Annotated in this window: 16 protein-coding genes and 1 pseudogene; 11 read left to right on the forward strand and 6 right to left on the reverse strand. The window is 64.8% G+C overall.

The features are described 5' to 3' along the window. Positions 1 to 228: 228 nt before the first annotated feature. Positions 229 to 1653: an aspartate ammonia-lyase gene (locus VC352_RS12860; RefSeq protein WP_322979950.1), complete on the forward strand. Its 1425-nt coding sequence runs from the start codon at positions 229 to 231 to the stop codon at positions 1651 to 1653. A gap of 132 nt (positions 1654 to 1785) precedes the next feature. Next, positions 1786 to 3039, forward strand: coding sequence for a dicarboxylate/amino acid:cation symporter (locus VC352_RS12865; RefSeq protein ID WP_322979951.1), 1254 nt, complete (start codon positions 1786 to 1788; stop codon positions 3037 to 3039). Between the two features lie 122 nt (positions 3040 to 3161). On the opposite strand, the gene VC352_RS12870 is transcribed toward VC352_RS12865, so the two are convergent. Continuing rightward, positions 3162 to 4628 carry a PLP-dependent aminotransferase family protein gene (locus VC352_RS12870; protein ID WP_322979952.1) on the reverse strand — a complete coding sequence of 489 codons (1467 nt, stop codon included), beginning with the start codon at positions 4626 to 4628 and terminating at the stop codon, positions 3162 to 3164. Between the two features lie 97 nt (positions 4629 to 4725). Between VC352_RS12870 and VC352_RS12875 the strand changes: the two genes are divergently transcribed. The 3 genes and pseudogenes from VC352_RS12875 to VC352_RS12885 all read left to right on the forward strand — a co-directional run bounded on the left by VC352_RS12875 (position 4726) and on the right by VC352_RS12885 (position 6494). Continuing rightward, positions 4726 to 5358, forward strand: a complete 633-nt coding sequence (locus tag VC352_RS12875) for an FMN-binding negative transcriptional regulator (RefSeq protein WP_322979953.1) — start codon at positions 4726 to 4728, stop codon at positions 5356 to 5358. A gap of 19 nt (positions 5359 to 5377) precedes the next feature. Beyond that, positions 5378 to 5817 (forward strand): annotated as a pseudogene (locus VC352_RS12880) (GNAT family N-acetyltransferase). Continuing rightward, complete coding sequence (locus VC352_RS12885) at positions 5817 to 6494, forward strand: GNAT family protein (protein ID WP_322979954.1); 678 nt, start codon at positions 5817 to 5819, stop codon at positions 6492 to 6494. Before VC352_RS12880 ends, VC352_RS12885 begins: the two are co-directional and overlap by 1 nt. On the opposite strand, the gene zapA is transcribed toward VC352_RS12885, so the two are convergent. From zapA to VC352_RS12900, 3 genes are all read right to left on the reverse strand, one after another. Next, positions 6491 to 6775 (reverse strand): cell division protein ZapA, encoded by a 285-nt coding sequence (zapA, locus tag VC352_RS12890; RefSeq protein ID WP_322979955.1) that lies wholly within the window; start codon positions 6773 to 6775, stop codon positions 6491 to 6493. The genes VC352_RS12885 and zapA overlap by 4 nt on opposite strands. Then, positions 6772 to 7002 carry a hypothetical protein gene (locus VC352_RS12895; protein WP_322979956.1) on the reverse strand — a complete coding sequence of 77 codons (231 nt, stop codon included), beginning with the start codon at positions 7000 to 7002 and terminating at the stop codon, positions 6772 to 6774. The genes zapA and VC352_RS12895 overlap by 4 nt, the downstream gene beginning before the upstream one ends. Before the next feature lie 169 nt (positions 7003 to 7171). Continuing rightward, entirely contained in the window at positions 7172 to 7993 is an 822-nt protein-coding gene (locus VC352_RS12900) for a helix-turn-helix transcriptional regulator (RefSeq protein WP_322979957.1), read from the reverse strand. A gap of 162 nt (positions 7994 to 8155) precedes the next feature. Between VC352_RS12900 and VC352_RS12905 the strand changes: the two genes are divergently transcribed. Then, a complete protein-coding gene (locus tag VC352_RS12905; RefSeq protein WP_322979958.1) occupies positions 8156 to 9595 on the forward strand; it encodes an alanine/glycine:cation symporter family protein in 1440 nt (479 codons plus the stop codon). Positions 9596 to 9661: 66 nt separating this feature from the next. Further along, positions 9662 to 10654, forward strand: coding sequence for an asparaginase (locus VC352_RS12910; RefSeq protein WP_322979959.1), 993 nt, complete (start codon positions 9662 to 9664; stop codon positions 10652 to 10654). Between the two features lie 33 nt (positions 10655 to 10687). On the opposite strand, the gene glsB is transcribed toward VC352_RS12910, so the two are convergent. Further along, complete coding sequence (gene glsB, locus VC352_RS12915) at positions 10688 to 11596, reverse strand: glutaminase B (protein ID WP_322979960.1); 909 nt, start codon at positions 11594 to 11596, stop codon at positions 10688 to 10690. 138 nt (positions 11597 to 11734) lie between these two features. Here glsB and VC352_RS12920 point away from each other — a divergent pair, with 138 nt between their 5' ends. Continuing rightward, the gene (locus VC352_RS12920) at positions 11735 to 12664 is read left to right on the forward strand and encodes an AEC family transporter (protein WP_322979961.1); all 930 of its coding nucleotides are present in this window, start codon (positions 11735 to 11737) and stop codon (positions 12662 to 12664) included. Here VC352_RS12920 and VC352_RS12925 read toward each other — a convergent pair. After that, the gene (locus VC352_RS12925) at positions 12654 to 13295 is read right to left on the reverse strand and encodes a hypothetical protein (RefSeq protein WP_322979962.1); all 642 of its coding nucleotides are present in this window, start codon (positions 13293 to 13295) and stop codon (positions 12654 to 12656) included. The two genes, VC352_RS12920 and VC352_RS12925, sit on opposite strands and share 11 nt — an antisense overlap. Before the next feature lie 312 nt (positions 13296 to 13607). Here VC352_RS12925 and VC352_RS12930 point away from each other — a divergent pair, with 312 nt between their 5' ends. From VC352_RS12930 to ctaD, 3 genes are read left to right on the forward strand one after another with little or no spacing between them, the layout of a single operon-like run. After that, positions 13608 to 13814: a hypothetical protein gene (locus VC352_RS12930; RefSeq protein WP_322979963.1), complete on the forward strand. Its 207-nt coding sequence runs from the start codon at positions 13608 to 13610 to the stop codon at positions 13812 to 13814. A 31-nt stretch (positions 13815 to 13845) separates the two neighbouring features. Further along, positions 13846 to 14970 carry a cytochrome c oxidase subunit II gene (gene coxB, locus VC352_RS12935; protein WP_322979964.1) on the forward strand — a complete coding sequence of 375 codons (1125 nt, stop codon included), beginning with the start codon at positions 13846 to 13848 and terminating at the stop codon, positions 14968 to 14970. A gap of 4 nt (positions 14971 to 14974) precedes the next feature. Continuing rightward, positions 14975 to 16558 (forward strand): cytochrome c oxidase subunit I, encoded by a 1584-nt coding sequence (gene ctaD, locus VC352_RS12940; RefSeq protein ID WP_322979965.1) that lies wholly within the window; start codon positions 14975 to 14977, stop codon positions 16556 to 16558. Positions 16559 to 16588: the final 30 nt, after the last annotated feature.

Raw genomic sequence — 16588 nt, forward strand, 5'->3', positions numbered from 1 at the left:
CAGGCTCCCGAGGATCGACCCGATGGGTAGGACGCGAACCGTGGAGCAGGCACTACTGAAGCCCTTCCTACAACGGTCATGTACGCCGTAACGGCGCTCAGCGTCACATCGGCATTATGCCGATTGTGCATAGGGCAGCAAGCAACGGCATTGGCGAAAACCTCGGCAGGACACCTAATCTATGGGCATCGCGGCACTTGCCGCATCTCCCAGAGAGCCTGTCTCATCATGTCCGCTGCTGCATCCTTCCGCGTCGAAAAAGACCTGCTTGGCACCCTCGAAGTCCCGGCCGATGCCTATTACGGCGTCCAGACCCTGCGCGCCGTGCAGAACTTCCGCCTGTCCGGTGTGCCGCTGTCGCATTACCCGAAACTGGTGATCGGCCTGGCCATGGTCAAACAGGCCTCGGCGGACGCCAACCGCGAGCTGGGCCACCTGTCCGCCGCCAAGCACACGGCGATCAGCACGGCCTGCGCACGCATCATCCAGGGCGAGTTCCACGAGCAGTTCGTGGTCGACATGATCCAGGGCGGCGCCGGCACCTCGACCAACATGAACGCCAACGAGGTGATCGCCAACATCGCCCTGGAAGCCATGGGTCATGAAAAGGGCGAGTACCAGTACCTGCACCCGAACAACGACGTGAACATGGCGCAGTCGACCAACGACGCCTACCCGACCGCCATCCGCCTGGGCCTGCTGCTCGGCCACGACAGCCTGCTCACCGCGCTGGACAAGCTGATCCAGTCGCTCGCTGCCAAGGGCCTGGAGTTCGGCCACGTGCTGAAGATGGGCCGCACCCAGCTGCAGGACGCCGTGCCGATGACCCTCGGCCAGGAATTCCACGCCTTCGCCACCACCCTCGGCGAAGACCTGCAGCACCTGAAGATGCTCGCCCCGGCACTGCTCACCGAGGTCAACCTGGGCGGTACCGCGATCGGCACCGGCATCAACGCCGACCCGAAATATCAGGCCCTGGCCGTCAAGCGCCTGGGCGTGATCAGCGGCCATCCGGTCAAGCCGGCGGCTGACCTGGTCGAAGCCACCAGCGACATGGGCGCCTTCGTGCTGTTCTCCGGCATGCTCAAGCGCACCGCAGTCAAGCTGTCGAAGATCTGTAACGACCTGCGCCTGCTGTCCAGCGGCCCGCGTACCGGTATCAACGAGATCAACCTGCCGGCGCGTCAGCCGGGCAGCTCGATCATGCCGGGCAAGGTCAACCCGGTGATCCCGGAAGCGGTCAACCAGGTGGCCTTCGAAGTGATCGGCAATGACCTGGCGCTGACCATGGCGGCCGAAGGCGGCCAGCTGCAGCTGAACGTGATGGAGCCGCTGATCGCCTACAAGATCTTCGACTCGATCCGCCTGCTGACCCGCGCCATGGATATGCTGCGCGAGCTGTGCATCGACGGCATCACCGCCAACGAAGCGCATTGCCGCGCCCTGATGGAGAACTCCATCGGCCTGATCACCGCGCTCAACCCCTACATCGGCTACGAGAACGCCACCCGTATCGCCAAGGTCGCCCTGGAAAGCGGTCGCGGTGTACTGGAGCTGGTGCGCGAGGAGAAGCTGCTGGACGACGCCACCCTGGCCGACATCCTGCGCCCCGAAAACATGATCGCCCCGCGCCTGGTTCCGCTGCAGGGCTGATCGCTCGCATGACCCACGCCGCCCTCCGGGCGGCGTGTTCATTTATGCCCCCGAACTCGCTCAACCGGTGGGCGACACCGCTCAAGGCCGTACAGACGGCCCCACGACAATGACAATCCGGGTGATAACCACATGAGTCAAAGCAATCCCCCTTCCCAATCCTTCCTGGCCCGCGTGCCGCTGTGGCAACAGATCCTCGTCGGCCTGGTGCTCGGCGTGGCCGTCGGCATGCTGTTCAAGAGCACGGCCCAGGCGCTGGTTCCGGTCGGTGCGTTGTTCCTCAATGCAATCAAGATGCTGATCGTGCCGCTGGTGTTCATTTCCCTGGTGGCGGGCATCACGGCCATGAGCGACAGCGCCAAGCTCGGCCGCATCAGCGTCAAGACCATCGCCATCTACCTGATCACCACTGCCTTCGCGGTGAGCATCGGCCTGGCCTTCGGCACCCTATTCAGCCCCGGTGAAGGCATGCACATGGTTGCCAGCGGCAGCGAAGAGGCCAAGCAGGCGCCGTCGCTGGTGCAGATCCTGGTAGGTCTGGTGCCGACCAATCCGGTGACCGCCTTCGCCGAAGGCAACATCCTGCAGATCATCGTCTTCGCCATCGCCCTGGGCGTGAGCATGAACCTGGTCGGGGAAAAGGCCACGCCAGCGATTCGCCTGTTCGACAGCCTGGCCGAGGTGCTCTACAAGCTCACCGACCTGGTGATGCGCTTCGCTCCCATCGGCGTGTTCGCGCTGATCGCCGGGGTGGTCGCCTCCCACGGCATTGAGGTGCTGCTGCCCCTGGCCGGTGTGATCGGCGTGATCTACCTGGCCAGCCTGGCCCATCTGCTGCTGATCTACGGCGGTCTGATCGGTGGCCTGGCGCGCCTCAGCCCGCTGCGTTTCTTCCGCGGCATCGCCCCGGCGCTGGCGGTGGCCTTCAGTACTTCGAGCAGCTCCGGCACCCTGCCGGTGTCCATCGAGTGCGCGCGCAAAAACCTCGGCGTATCGCAGGGCGTGGCCGGCTTCGTGCTGCCGGTGGGCGCCACCATCAACATGGATGGCACCGCGATCTATCAGGGCGTACTGGCGCTGTTCATCGCCCAGGCTTTCGGCATCGACCTGAATGCCGGCCAGTACCTGATGATCATCCTCACCGCCACGCTGGCCTCCATCGGCACCGCCGGCATCCCCGGCGCCGGGCTGATCATGCTTGGCCTGGTGCTGAGCTCGGTGGGTCTGCCGCTGGAAGGCGTGGCGCTGATCGCCGGTATCGACCGCATCCTCGACATGGCGCGCACCACAGTGAACGTCGCCGGTGACCTGATGACCACCACCCTGGTCGCGCGCAGCGAGAACGAGCTGGATCGCGAGATCTACAACAGCGACAACGCTGCCTGAGCAACGACTTTCATAGGAGGCCTCACCAGCCTCTCCACTTCGGGATGGCTTCGGCCATCCCTTTTTTTGCCCGAAATTCGGCCGTGCAGATCGCGGCTGAAACCGCTCCTGCAAACACGCCCCTAGAGCTTCCAGGCCTGCCGGAGCCGCTGCACGGCGTCGACGATCTTTGCCTCGGGCACGGCGGCAAAACCCAGCACCAGTCCGGCACGCGCGTCTTCCGGTGCCTGGCTATCGGGCAGCCAGTAGCCGCTCAAGCCGTTCATCTCGACTCCGGCGTTACGCGCAGCGCTGACCAGCGCCTGCTCGCGGGCCAGGCTGTCGACGCGCAGACACAGGTGCAGGCCGGCTTCCACCATCGGCAACGGCGCGCACCCCGGGATCGCCTGTGGCCATTCACGCAGCAGGGTGTCGCGCCGCGACCGTGCCGCCTGGCGCATGCGCCGGATATGCCGCTGGAAATGTCCGGCGGCGATGAACTCAGCCATCACCGCCTGGGTGCCGACCTCGGAATGGCGCATGTCCAGCGCCCGCCGTTGGGCGAAAGCCTCGGCCAAGGCTGGCGGCAACACCAGGTAGCCGAGGCGCAGGGCAGGGAAGGCCAGCTTGCCGAAGGTGCCGACATAGATCACCCGCTGCTGGCGATCCAGCGCGGCCAGCGGCGCCAGAGGCGTTCCGCTGTAGCGGTACTCGCCATCGTAGTCGTCTTCGACGATCCAGCCGCCCTCGCGCTTGGCCCACGCCAGCAGCGCCAGGCGCCGTGGCAACGACAGGGTCACACCGGTCGGGTACTGGTGCGACGGCGTCAGGTAGACCAGCCGGCAGCCACCTATCCGCTGCAACGCCTCGACCTGCAAGCCATCGGCATCCACCGGCACGCCCTGCAATTGCGCGCCGGCCACGGCGAAGGCATGCCCGGCGGCGCGGTAGCCCGGGTTCTCCACCGCCACGCGATCACCGGGCTGGATCAGCAACTGCGCGCACAGGCTGATGGCTTGCTGCGCACCGCAGGTGATGACGATCTGGCTGGGGTCGCATTCCAGGCCGCGACCGTTACGCAGATAGGCCGCGATCAGCTCACGCAGCTGCCAGTCCCCCGCCGGATCGCCATAGCCCAGACGCGCCAGTGACGGCCGTCGCCAGAACCGCGCCTGCAAGCGTGCCCAGGTCTCGAAGGGAAACAGGTCGAAGGCCGGCACGCCAATGCGGAACGCGCGCGGCGCATCCACCGGCGGCAATGCCAGATGATGCTGCTGCAGACGTTGCAGGGCCGGGCTGCCGAGCGCATCGCTTGGCGGCGGAGCGGGCTGTGGCCGCTGGCGCGTCAGTTCGGCGACATAGGTGCCGTCGCCTACGCGGCCGGCGACATAGCCCTCGGCATAGAGCTGATCGAGGGCGCGTGTCACGGTGTTGCGCGAAATGCCGAGCAACTCCGCCAGCTCTCGGCTGGCCGGCAGGCGCGTCCCACCCGCCAGACGGCCATCGAGAATGCGCTCGCGCAGCGCCTGGTAGAGCTGGCGCGCCAGGCCCTGACCAGGCTGCAGGCGAATGCCGGAAAGATCGAAGGGCAGGGCGAGTGTGTTGGCCATGGCAGCGGAATTGGCTCCATCGAAGTTATCGGTAATGGATCTTACGTCAGACCAATATCCTGCCTAGCATGGGTTCATCACGCCAGGAGAAGCTGCCATGTACTGCCCCACCGCCTTTCGCCAGGACGACCTGACAGCGCTGCACGCGCAGATTCGCGCCAGCGGCCTGGCCCTGCTCAGCAGCGCCGGCCAGCAGGGGCTGCAGGCCAGCCACCTGCCGTTGCTGCTGGCAGCCGGCGAAGGCGAGTTCGGCACCCTGTATGGCCACTTCGCCCGCGCCAACCCGCACTGGCGCGACCTGGCGGACGGCACCGAGGTACTGGCGGTGTTCAGCGGCCCGGACGCCTATGTGCATCCGGGTTGGTACCCGGCCAAGGCCGAGCACGGCAAGGTGGTGCCGACCTGGAACTACATCGCCGTGCATGCCTGGGGCCAGGCCGAGGTGTTCGACGAGCCCGAGCGCCTGCTGCAACTGGTCAGCCGCCTCAGCGACCACCACGAACAGGGCCGCCCGCAGCCCTGGGCGGTCAGCGATGCGCCGCGCGAATACCTCGACGCCATGCTGCGCGCCATCGTCGGCTTCGCCCTGCCGATCCGCCGGCTCGAGGGCAAATGGAAACTCAGCCAGAACCGCTCGCCGAAGGATCAGGCTGGCGTGCGCGCCGGCCTGGCCGCGTCAGCCAACCCGCGCGAGCGCGAACTGGCCGCGCAGATGAACCCCAGTGACTGACCTCGAAAGGAATGCACCCATGCTCGACATCCGCCCCATCACCGCTGCCGATCACGCTGCCTGGCTGCCGCTCTGGCAGGGCTACCAGCGCTTCTACCAGGCGAGATACCCGCTGAAACCAGCGCTATCACCTGGCAGCGCTTCCTCGACGGGGCCGAGCCGATGCATGCCGCGCTGGCCTGGCAGGACGGCGAAGCGGTCGGCCTGGTGCATTTCATCTACCACCGCAGTTGCTGGACGACCGGTGACTACTGCTACCTGCAGGATCTGTTCGTGGCCGAGCACATTCGCGGCGGCGGCGTGGGGCGTGCGCTGATCGAGCACGTCTACGCCGAGGCACGCGCCGCCGGCGCCAGCCGCGTGCATTGGCTGACCCAGGAAACCAACTACCAGGGCCGTATGCTCTACGACCGTATCGGCGACCGTTCCGGATTCATCCAGTACAGGAAGCTTTTCTGATGGCCAACGACCTTTCGAGCTGGCAACCCCGCCCGACACCCGATCAGCGCGTGCTTCAGGGCCGTTTCGTGCGTCTCGAGGCACTCGCAGTCGCGCGTCATGGCGATGATCTCTGGCGTGCCTTGCAGGGCCCGGATCCGGCGCTGTGGGATTACCTGCCCTACGGCCCGTTCAGCGAGCGCAGCCACTTCGATGCCTGGCTGACGAACAATACCGAGCGCCGCGACCCACTGTTCTATGCCGTGATCGACCAAGCCAGCAGCCGCGCTCTGGGCGTATTCAGCTACCTGAATATCGTCGCGCAAGATGGCTGCATCGAGATTGGCCACGTGGCCTTTGGTGCGCCCATGCAGCGCACGGCAGGTGCGACCGAGGCCATTTATCTGCTGGCGCGGCACGCCTTCGATGACCTCGGTTATCGCCGCCTGGAGTGGAAGTGCGACGCGGCAAACACGCGTTCCAGGCGAGCGGCTGAACGTTTCGGCTTCGTCCATGAGGGCCTGTTTCGCCAGCACAGGGTAAACAAGGGCAAGAACCGCGACACGGCCTGGTTCTCCATCATCGATGGCGAGTGGCCGCGCTGTCGTGACGCCTTCCAGTGCTGGCTGGCGACAGAGAATTTCGATCAGCAGGGGCAGCAGCGCCAACGTCTGCAGGCGCTGCGCGAGTCGGCCTAGGCGCGATCCTGCAACTGCGCCTGGATCAGTTGATTGAGCGCCTGCAAACGTGGCTCGACATCGCTCGCCGAAGCCTGCGCCAACTGCCGGGCAAGCAGATTGAGCGCACTGAGCAGGAGCAACTCCTGACCGGCGGCCTTGGGGTAGCGTTGCTCGTTACTGGCGATTTCCGTCTGCAACAGACCAATGGCTTCGTGCAGCAGATTTGCGCCGGCTTCCGGCGTCTTGATCGAGTAATCACGGCCGAACAGGTGCAGGACGCGCACGCCCTCGCGGCTCATGCCTCGGCGCGACCTTCACCGACGCGCTGTACCAGCGCCTGCAGACGGGCGACGGCGTGGTTCTGCTGTTCTTCGTGCTCCAGCAATTGCAGTTGCAGGGCGTCGTTGTCTTCGCTGGCCTTGTTCAGCTCAGCGCGCAGTTGCTGGTTGTCGCTGGTGAGCTGTCGGTTCTGCTGCAGCAGTTCGGCCACCAGGTTTTCAAGTTGTGCGAGGGTGCTATCGAGCATGCAATACGTCCTGGACAAGAGGGATGGAGCCGGTTCGAGGACTGCGAGGCAGACCACCTGAACGAGGGGAACCGGTTCGAAGGCCGCGCACGATAAAGAAATGCGCCCGGCACAGCCACCTGTGACAGGAAAATATTCCTTTTGTCTCAATGAGTTAGTTGCAGACTGGCTATTCGATCTCGAACAGTCCTTCACGCAACTGCGCGCCGCCCAGGCGTTGGCGGATGTCATCGTCGATGCGCGGATCATCCGGGGCGTAGAGCATCACCTGGCGGTAGGCGTTGACCCGGTTGATCTCGCTGCCCAGGTATTGCCAGACCACGCGGGTGCAGGCCGGGGTGCGCCGGTCGCCGCTGGAGACGCCGGTCTTCAGGCCATTGAGGCGGGTGATGTGGCTCTTGAAGCTGGGGATGAGAATGGTCTGGCTCATCTCGTTGCCGGTCAGCGACTCGTAGTCGATGAGAAACAGCCGATCCTGCAGGTAGAAGGCGGCGCCCAGATAACGGCAGCGCACCCAGTCCTCGGCGACGCCGCCGCGTGCGCGCTCCTGCCGTTCCTGCCGTTCCTGGCGCTCGAACACGTAGCTGCCGCGCTCTTCGCGCAGATGCACCAGCGACAGCAGGATCTGCCCCGGCACCGACATGCAGTTGGAATACTCGAAGTAGTAGCCGCAATAACGCGCCAGCGAACTGGCATGGCCGCGCAACGGCTCGAACAGCTCCAGCAACGGATCACCGCCGGCACGCGGCTGCAGCTCGCCATGGCGGGTGCCCATCAGACGAGCGAACGCCTCGCCCGGCAGCGCCAGCTCATGAGCCTCGACTCCGAAGAAATCGCAGATGCGCTTGAGGTTGTGCGCGGTCGGCCGGCTCTGCCCGGCCAGGTAGCGATTGAACTGCGCGCGATTGATCGACAGCTTGCGGCAGACCTCGGCAATCGAGCGGTAGTGGCTGCAAAGGAGTTTGAGATTGGTGCCGAAGGAATCGGACATACGGCCGCCCTGAGGTGATGCGAGTGACGCGATTCTAGCATCAACTCGCGTCAGTTCGCCGCGACCTGCGAAATTGCCCAGTGAGGCCTCTATCACGAACCATTCCGCAATCCGCCCAGAGAGGCGTATTTCCCATTCAGAACAACAAGAGAGAAAGCCTCCATGCTCGATCTTCTCAATGACCTCATCTGGAGCAAGCTGCTGATCGTGATGCTGATCGGTCTCGGCCTGTTCTTCACCATCGCCTCACGTTTCGTCCAGTTCCGCTACTTCGGCAGCATGTTCCGCATCTTCGCCGAAGCGTTCGAGCGCAAGCCCGGTCAGCTCAGCTCGTTCCAGGCGCTGATGCTCTCGGTGGCGGGCCGCGTCGGTGCCGGCAATATCGCCGGTGTATCCGTGGCGATCATGCTCGGTGGCCCAGGCGCCATCTTCTGGATGTGGGTCGTGGCACTGGTCGGCATGGCCACCAGCTACTTCGAATGCTCCCTGGCGCAGCTGTACAAGCGTCGCGAGGCCGATGGCACCTACCGTGGCGGCCCGGCGTTCTACATTCAGCATGGCCTCGGTCAGCGTTGGCTGGGTATCGTGGTTTCGCTGCTGCTGCTGGTGACCTTCGGCTTCGGCTTCAATGCCGTGCAGTCCTTCACCGTGGCCAGCTCGCTGCATGACACCTTCGGCGTTCCGACCCTGGCCAGCGGCATTGCCCTGACCGTGGTGATTGGCCTGATCATCTTCGGCGGCATCAAGCGCATCGCCAGCATGGCCGACGTGCTGGTGCCGGTCATGGCCTTCTCCTATATCGCCATGGCGCTGGTGGTGATCGGCATGAACGCCGAACACATCCCGGCCACCTTCGCGATGATCTTCAAAAGTGCTTTCGGCCTGGAACCGGCATTTGCCGGTGGCATTGGCGCGGCCATCATCATGGGCGTCAAGCGTGGCCTGTTCTCCAACGAAGCCGGTCTGGGCAGCGCACCGAACGTAGCCGCTGTCGCCGAGGTCAAGCACCCGGCCGCGCAGGGCATCGTGCAGTCGCTGAGCGTGTTCATCGACACCCTGATCCTGTGCACCTGCACCGCGCTGATCATCCTGCTGTCCGGCGTCTATCAGCCGGGCGCGGACATGGCCGGTGTGGTACTGACGCAAACCGCCGTGGCGGCCGTGGTCGGTGAGTGGGGCCGCGTGTTCGTCAGCCTGGCGCTGCTGCTGTTCGTCTTCACCACCCTGATCTACAACTACTACCTGGGTGAGAACGCTCTGGGCTTCTTCACCGAGAAGCGCATGCCGGTGATGGTTTACCGCGTGCTGGTGGTGATCCTGGTGCTGTGGGGTTCGGTGCAGGATCTGGGCACAGTATTCGCCTTCGCCGACGTGACCATGGGTCTGCTGGCCATCTGCAACCTGATCGCCCTGGCGCTGCTGTTCAAGGTCGGCCTGCGCCTGATGCGTGACTACGACGCGCAGATCAAGGCCGGTGTCGAGTCGCCGGTGTTCGATCCGAAGCAGTACGCCGATCTGGATCTCGATCCCAAGGCCTGGCACGCTCCGGCGGATGCCCCGGCTGCGCATGCCGAACTTGGCGATCGCGTCTACCAGCGTTGATGCCCGCGTGAAACAAGGGGGGCGCTGCCCCCCTTTTTCTTGCCTGACGTTTACCGAGGAGAGCCCATGGCGACCCCTGAAAAACTCCTGGTGCTGTACACCGGCGGCACCATCGGCATGCAGATGAGCGAAGCTGGCCTGGCTCCGGCCTCCGGTTTCGAAGCTCGCATGCGTGCTCAGCAGGCCGAGGAAAACCCGGCCGAGCTGCCGAACTGGATCTTCCGCGAGCTGCTGCCGCTGATCGACAGCGCCAACATGACCCAGACGCACTGGCTGGCCATTCGCGAGACCATCGTCGAGGCAGTCGAAGCCGACGGCTGCGACGCCGTGCTGGTGCTGCACGGCACCGATACCCTGGCCTATAGCGCGGCAGCGATGAGCTTCCTGCTGCTGGGCCTGAATGTGCCGGTGGTGTTCACCGGCTCCATGCAGCCGGCAGGCGTACCGAACGGCGACGCCTGGCCCAATCTGTTCGGCGCGCTGCGTGCGCTGCACCAGGGCGTGGCGCCGGGCGTGCACCTGTACTTCAACGGCCAGCTGATGCATGGCGCGCGCTGCGCCAAGCTGCGCAGCGATGCCTTCGACGCCTTCCAGGTGCTGCAGCGCAGCCGCCAGGCCGAGCGAGCTGCCAGCATCGATGCAGCCATTGAATACCGTCAGGTGCGCCAGCCGGTCAGCCTCGCCGTACTGCCGCTCTACCCCGGCGTGCAGGCCGTCCAGGTGCGCGCGCTGGTGGCCAGCGGCGCTCAAGCTCTGCTGCTGGAATGCTATGGCAGCGGCACCGGCCCGGCCGGCGATGCCGAGTTCATTACCGCGCTGCGCGAAGCGCATGAGCAGGGCGTGGTGCTGGCGGCCATCAGCCAGTGCATGCAGGGCCATGTCGAGTTCGGCGTGTATGCCGCCGGCAGCCGCCTGGCCGAAGCCGGCCTGGTGTCCTGCGGTGGCATGACCCGTGAAGCGGCGCTGGGCAAGCTGTTCGCCCTGCTTGGCGCCGGCCTGGCGCAGGACGAGGTCGAGCGCTGGCTGGCGCTGGATCTATGTGGGGAAATGGCCGACTGAGTCGGCCCGGGGCTGGCGCATCCAGCCCCGTATTCAGAACACCGACCAGCCAATGCGCTCGCTGAGCAGTTCCAACGCCCGGATACCCGCCAGCGAGTTGCCGGCAGCATTGAGCTCCGGCGACCACACGCAAACGCTGAAGCGCCCCGGCACCACGGCGACGATGCCGCCGCCGACACCACTCTTGCCCGGCAGGCCGACGCGGTAGGCGAAGTTGCCGGCCTCGTCGTACAGCCCGCTGGTGGCCATGATGGCGTTGACCTGCTTGCTCTGCCGCGGCGACAGCACCTGCTCGCCGCTGTGTTGGCAGAAGCCCTGGTTGGCCAGGAAGCCGAAGGCGCGCGCCAGGTCGACGCAACTCATGCGCAGCGCGCAGCAACTGAAATAGCTGCGCAGCACCGCCTCGACATCGTTGTGGAAATTGCCGAAGGCCTGCATCAGGTAAGCCGCTGCGGCGTTGCGTGCACGGTGCTGGTATTCGGACTCGGCGACATGGTTGTCCACCGTCACTTCCGGGTTGCCCGACAGACGCCGAGCGAAATCGCGCATCGACAGCGCCGGCGCGGCATAGCGTGACTGGTTGATGTCGCAGATCACCAGCGCGCCAGCATTGATGAACGGGTTGCGCGGTTTGCCACGCTCGAACTCGAGCTGCACCAGCGAGTTGAACGGCTGCCCGGAGGGCTCGTGGCCCAGGCGCTGCCAGATCGCCTCACCGCTGTGACCGATGGCCTGCACCAGGCTGAATACCTTGGAAATGCTCTGGATCGAGAAGGGCGTGCGCGCATCACCGGCGACATGCAACTGACCGTCGTTGCCGTACACGGCGATGCCCAGTTGGTCGGGCACCACGCTGGCCAGCGCGGGGATGTAGTCGGCCACCTTGCCCTGGCCGATCAGCGGGCGGACTTCATCGAGGATTTCGTTCAACAGCGCTTGCATGCTCGGGCTCGCGACAGCGCCGGGTTGACCCGGCAGGTCAATGCTAGACGCCCATCGCGGCAGCGGAATCACAGCCACGGCTTGCCCTCGACGGCCAGCGCCCCTAGGCTCGGCCTCTTTGCGCCAATGGCTGTGCCGATGTCCACCGTTCTCAATGTGCTGTTGCCGATCTTCGGCCTGATCCTGGTCGGTTATCTGTGCCGACGCACCAACCGCCTGGGGCCGACCGCCGCCTCGGAGATGAACCGCTTCGTGGTCTGGCTCGGCCTGCCGGCGCTGCTGTTCAGCCTCACGGCCAAGGCCGATTGGGCGCACATCTGGCAGCCCGGCTTCCTGCTGGCCTTCAGCGGCGGCACCCTGGCGGTGTTCCTGGTCACCCTGGCGTACCGCTGGAAGCGCACCGGCAGTCTGGTCGACGCCAGTATCGACGGGCTCAGCGCCGGCTATGCCAATACCGGCTACATCGGCATTCCACTGTGCGTGCTGGTGCTCGGCGAGGACGGCATGACGCCGGCGCTGATCGCCTCGCTGATCGTGGTCTGCGTGCTGTTCGCCCTGGCCGTGGTGTGCATCGAGGTCGGCTTGCAAAGCCAGAAGGGGCTGGGCGGGGCTATTGCTCAGGTGAGCCTGGCCCTGTTGAAGAACCCGCTGGTGGTAGCGCCGCTGCTCGGCGCCCTTTGGTCGCTCGGCGGGCTGCAGTTGGCGCCAGCGCTGGATGAGTTCCTGCGCCTGCTCGGCGCGGCGACCGTGCCTTGCGCGCTGGTGTCGCTGGGGCTATTCCTGGCACAGCGGCAGAGCGGCCCGGCCAAGGGCGCCTGGCCGCTGGTGGCGCTGAAGCTGGTGCTGCAACCGCTGGTGACCTGGTTCATCGCCTTCGTGCTGCTCGACCTGCCACCGTTCTGGGCGCACGCCGCGCTGCTGCTCAGTGCGCTGCCAACCGGCACCGGGCCGTTCATGCTCGCCGAGTATTACCAGCGCCAGGCAGCGCTGGTGTCACGGGCGATCCTGTTTTCCACCCTCGGCTCGCTGCTGACGCTGTCGCTGATTCTCCTGGCGATCACGCCGTAAGCTGCAGATCCACGCCCAACTGGCGCGACAGGCAGGGCCAGCGCAGCCAGGCCGATTCGGTATCCGGCGCAGCCAGGCGTTCACGGTAAGCCTGTACCGAAGGCTGGTCGAAACTGGCGTCATCGAGCATACCGGTGAGGGCGTGGTGCACCGCCTCGTCGAGCTGGTTGGCGAACGGCTCGCCGATCAACTGGTGCGCGATCAGGTTGGCGCGGGTGGTGTCCAGCGGGATCAGCGGGCGCCCCAGATGCGCGATATAGCGGTCGTTGACCTCTTCCACCAGGCGATGCGCCAGGTAGGCTTCGTCGAGCAGGCCATCGAGCCCTTCGTGCCCGGCCATTAGCGCGGGGGGCTGGAGAAAGAACTGCTCGGCGATCTTCAGCACCGGCTTGATCGCTTCCTCGATGCCGGCTTCGCGCGCCACTTCGGCCGCCGCGTCGAGCACATCCGGCACTTCCTCGATATAGGCAATGACGAAGCCGGTCAGCACTCCGGGGGCATCCTCGTCCGGCAAGCGAATGGCAGGGTGCAGCCCGGCGAAGCGGGCCTGCAGGGTTTGGCTGAGCGCCTGGCTGGCGGTTTCATGCTCGCGCGCCTGGGCGATGAACTGGCGGATGGCAGCAGTGTTCATGACGACTCCGATGAACTCAGAACATGGACGTGAACCTTAGCTGGCGGCTTGGGCCGGCTAAGACGCGATTGTCATAACTTTTTCATACTTATGCGAGCGCGCTATATCCGGCGCCTCGATTTTCGCTCCAGCCCGCGTCAGATGCGGTGTCCACCGCTTCGTTCGCCGCCAGCGGGGCGGCCAGGCGGGCACATTGCGGCCTCAAGGTCGCTGTCTATACTCCAACTCGAAAGGCAGTACCTGATGGAACCGGACGGGCTCAGGCACGAGGTTTCGGCAGCAGTTGCCAGCAGTAGAGGCGGAGCAGGGCACATGAAGGCCCAGGCCCGTCACGTGGCAGTCGACCCCACCCATAAGGGCACCTCTAAAAACGTAATCGAGGCAGCCAGCGCAAGGCAAAAACAGGCGAAAAAGCGCAGTTTACGTGTTGTAAATGAGCATTTTGAGCGTGTTTTTAACGCAGCGATGGCAACGCAGATAGTTTTTAGAGATGCCCAAACGGCTCAGCCGGCGGGATAGATAACAAGAACAATATCGAGGGGAACCCGCGATGATGCGACATCCACGAGTCTGGATGGGCCTCTTGCTGTGGCTGATATTGAGCTCGGCGCACGCCCAGTGGACGGTGAACATGGCGCCCGGTGTCACCGAGGTCAGCCGCTCCGTCTTCGATCTGCACATGACCATCTTCTGGATCTGCGTCGTGATCGGCGTGATCGTCTTCGGCGCGATGTTCTGGTCGATGATCATCCACCGCCGCTCCACCGGCCAGGAACCCGCGCACTTCCACGAAAGCACCACGGTGGAAATCCTCTGGACCGTGGTGCCGCTGGCGATCCTGGTGGTCATGGCGATCCCCGCGACCAAGACCCTGATCGACATCTACGACACCTCCGAGTCGGATCTGGATATCCAGATCACCGGCTACCAGTGGAAGTGGCACTACAAGTACCTGGGCCAGGATGTGGAGTTCTTCAGCAACCTGGCCACCCCGCGCACGCAGATCAACAACCGTGAAGCCAAGGGCGAACACTACCTGCTGGAAGTGGACGAGCCGCTGGTGCTGCCGGTGGGGGCCAAGGTGCGCTTCCTGATCACCTCGGCCGACGTGATCCACTCCTGGTGGGTGCCGGCGCTGGCGGTGAAGAAGGACGCCATTCCCGGCTTCATCAACGAATCCTGGACGCGCCTGGAGGCGCCCGGCACCTACCGCGGCCAGTGCACCGAGCTGTGCGGCAAGGATCACGGCTTCATGCCGATCGTGGTCGAGGTCAAGAGCAAGGACGACTTCGCCGCCTGGCTGGGCGAACGCAAGCAGGCCGCACTGGCCGAGCGTGAGCTGACCAGCAAGGAATGGACGATGGAAGAACTGATGGCGCGCGGCGAGAAGGCGTACAACACCACCTGTGCCGCCTGCCACCAGCCCACCGGCGAAGGCCTGCCGCCGATGTTCCCGGCGCTCAAGGGCTCGGCCATCGCCACCGGCCCGGCCAAGGGCCATATCGACATCGTCTATCACGGCAAGCAGGGCACCGCCATGGCCGCCTTCGGCAAGCAACTGTCGCCGGTCGACCTGGCTGCCATCATCACCTACGAGCGCAATGCCTGGGGCAACAATGTCGGTGACATGGTCACGCCCAAGGACATTCTCGACTTCGCCAAGGCGCAGGAGTAAGGACATGAGTGCAGTGATCGACCACGGTCATACTGACCACCACCATGGCCCGGCCAAGGGCCTGATGCGCTGGGTGCTGACCACCAACCACAAGGACATCGGCACGATGTACCTGTGGTTCAGCTTCTGCATGTTCCTACTCGGCGGCTCGATGGCGATGGTGATTCGCGCCGAGCTGTTCCAGCCGGGCCTGCAGATCGTGCAGCCGGAATTTTTCAACCAGATGACCACCATGCACGGCCTGATCATGGTCTTCGGCGCGGTGATGCCCGCCTTCGTCGGTCTGGCCAACTGGATGATCCCGCTGATGATCGGCGCGCCGGACATGGCCCTGCCACGGATGAACAACTTCAGCTTCTGGCTGCTGCCGGCGGCCTTCGGTCTGCTGGTCAGCACGCTGTTCATGGAAGGCGGCGGGCCGAACTTCGGTTGGACCTTCTACGCACCGCTGTCGACCACCTACGCACCGGAGTCGGTGACCTTCTTCATCTTCGCCATCCACCTCATGGGCATCAGCTCGATCATGGGCGCGATCAACGTGATCGCCACCATCCTCAACCTGCGCGCCCCGGGCATGACCCTGATGAAGATGCCGCTGTTCGTCTGGACCTGGCTGATCACCGCCTTCCTGCTGATCGCGGTGATGCCGGTGCTGGCCGGTTGCGTGACCATGATGCTGATGGACATCCACTTCGGCACCAGCTTCTTCAATGCCGCCGGCGGCGGCGACCCGGTGCTGTTCCAGCACGTGTTCTGGTTCTTCGGCCACCCCGAGGTGTACATCATGATCCTGCCGGCCTTCGGCGCGGTCAGCTCGATCATTCCGGCCTTCTCGCGCAAGCCGCTGTTCGGCTACACCTCGATGGTCTACGCCACGGCGAGCATCGCCTTCCTCTCGTTCATCGTCTGGGCGCACCACATGTTCACCGTGGGCATCCCGCTGACCGGCGAGCTGTTCTTCATGTACGCCACCATGCTGATCGCCGTGCCTACCGGGGTGAAGGTGTTCAACTGGGTGAGCACCATGTGGCAGGGCTCGCTGACCTTCGAAGCGCCGATGCTGTTCGCCGTGGCCTTCGTCATCCTCTTCACCATCGGCGGCTTCTCCGGGCTAATGCTGGCCATCGCCCCGGCGGACTTCCAGTACCACGACACCTACTTCGTGGTGGCGCACTTCCATTACGTGCTGGTACCGGGAGCGATCTTCGGCATCTTCGCCTCGGCCTACTACTGGCTGCCGAAATGGACCGGCCACATGTACGACGAAGTGCTGGCCAAGCTGCACTTCTGGCTGAGCTTCGTCGGCATGAACCTGGCGTTCTTCCCCATGCACTTCGTCGGTTTGGCCGGCATGCCGCGACGCATCCCCGACTACAACCTGATGTTCGCCAACTTCAACATGGTGTCGAGCATCGGCGCCTTCCTGTTCGGCACCACGCAGTTGCTGTTCCTGTTCATCGTCATCAAGTGCATCCGGGGCGGCAAGCCGGCCCCGGCCAAGCCCTGGGACGGCGCCGACGGCCTGGAATGGACGGTGCCGTCACCGGCGCCTTACCACACCTTCAGCACGCCGCCGGAGGTGAAATGAAACGTCCAGGTAGGGCGGGTGCAACCCGCC

Source organism: Pseudomonas sp. C11 (assembly GCF_034683865.1).
Taxonomy (GTDB): Bacteria; Pseudomonadota; Gammaproteobacteria; order Pseudomonadales; family Pseudomonadaceae; genus Aquipseudomonas.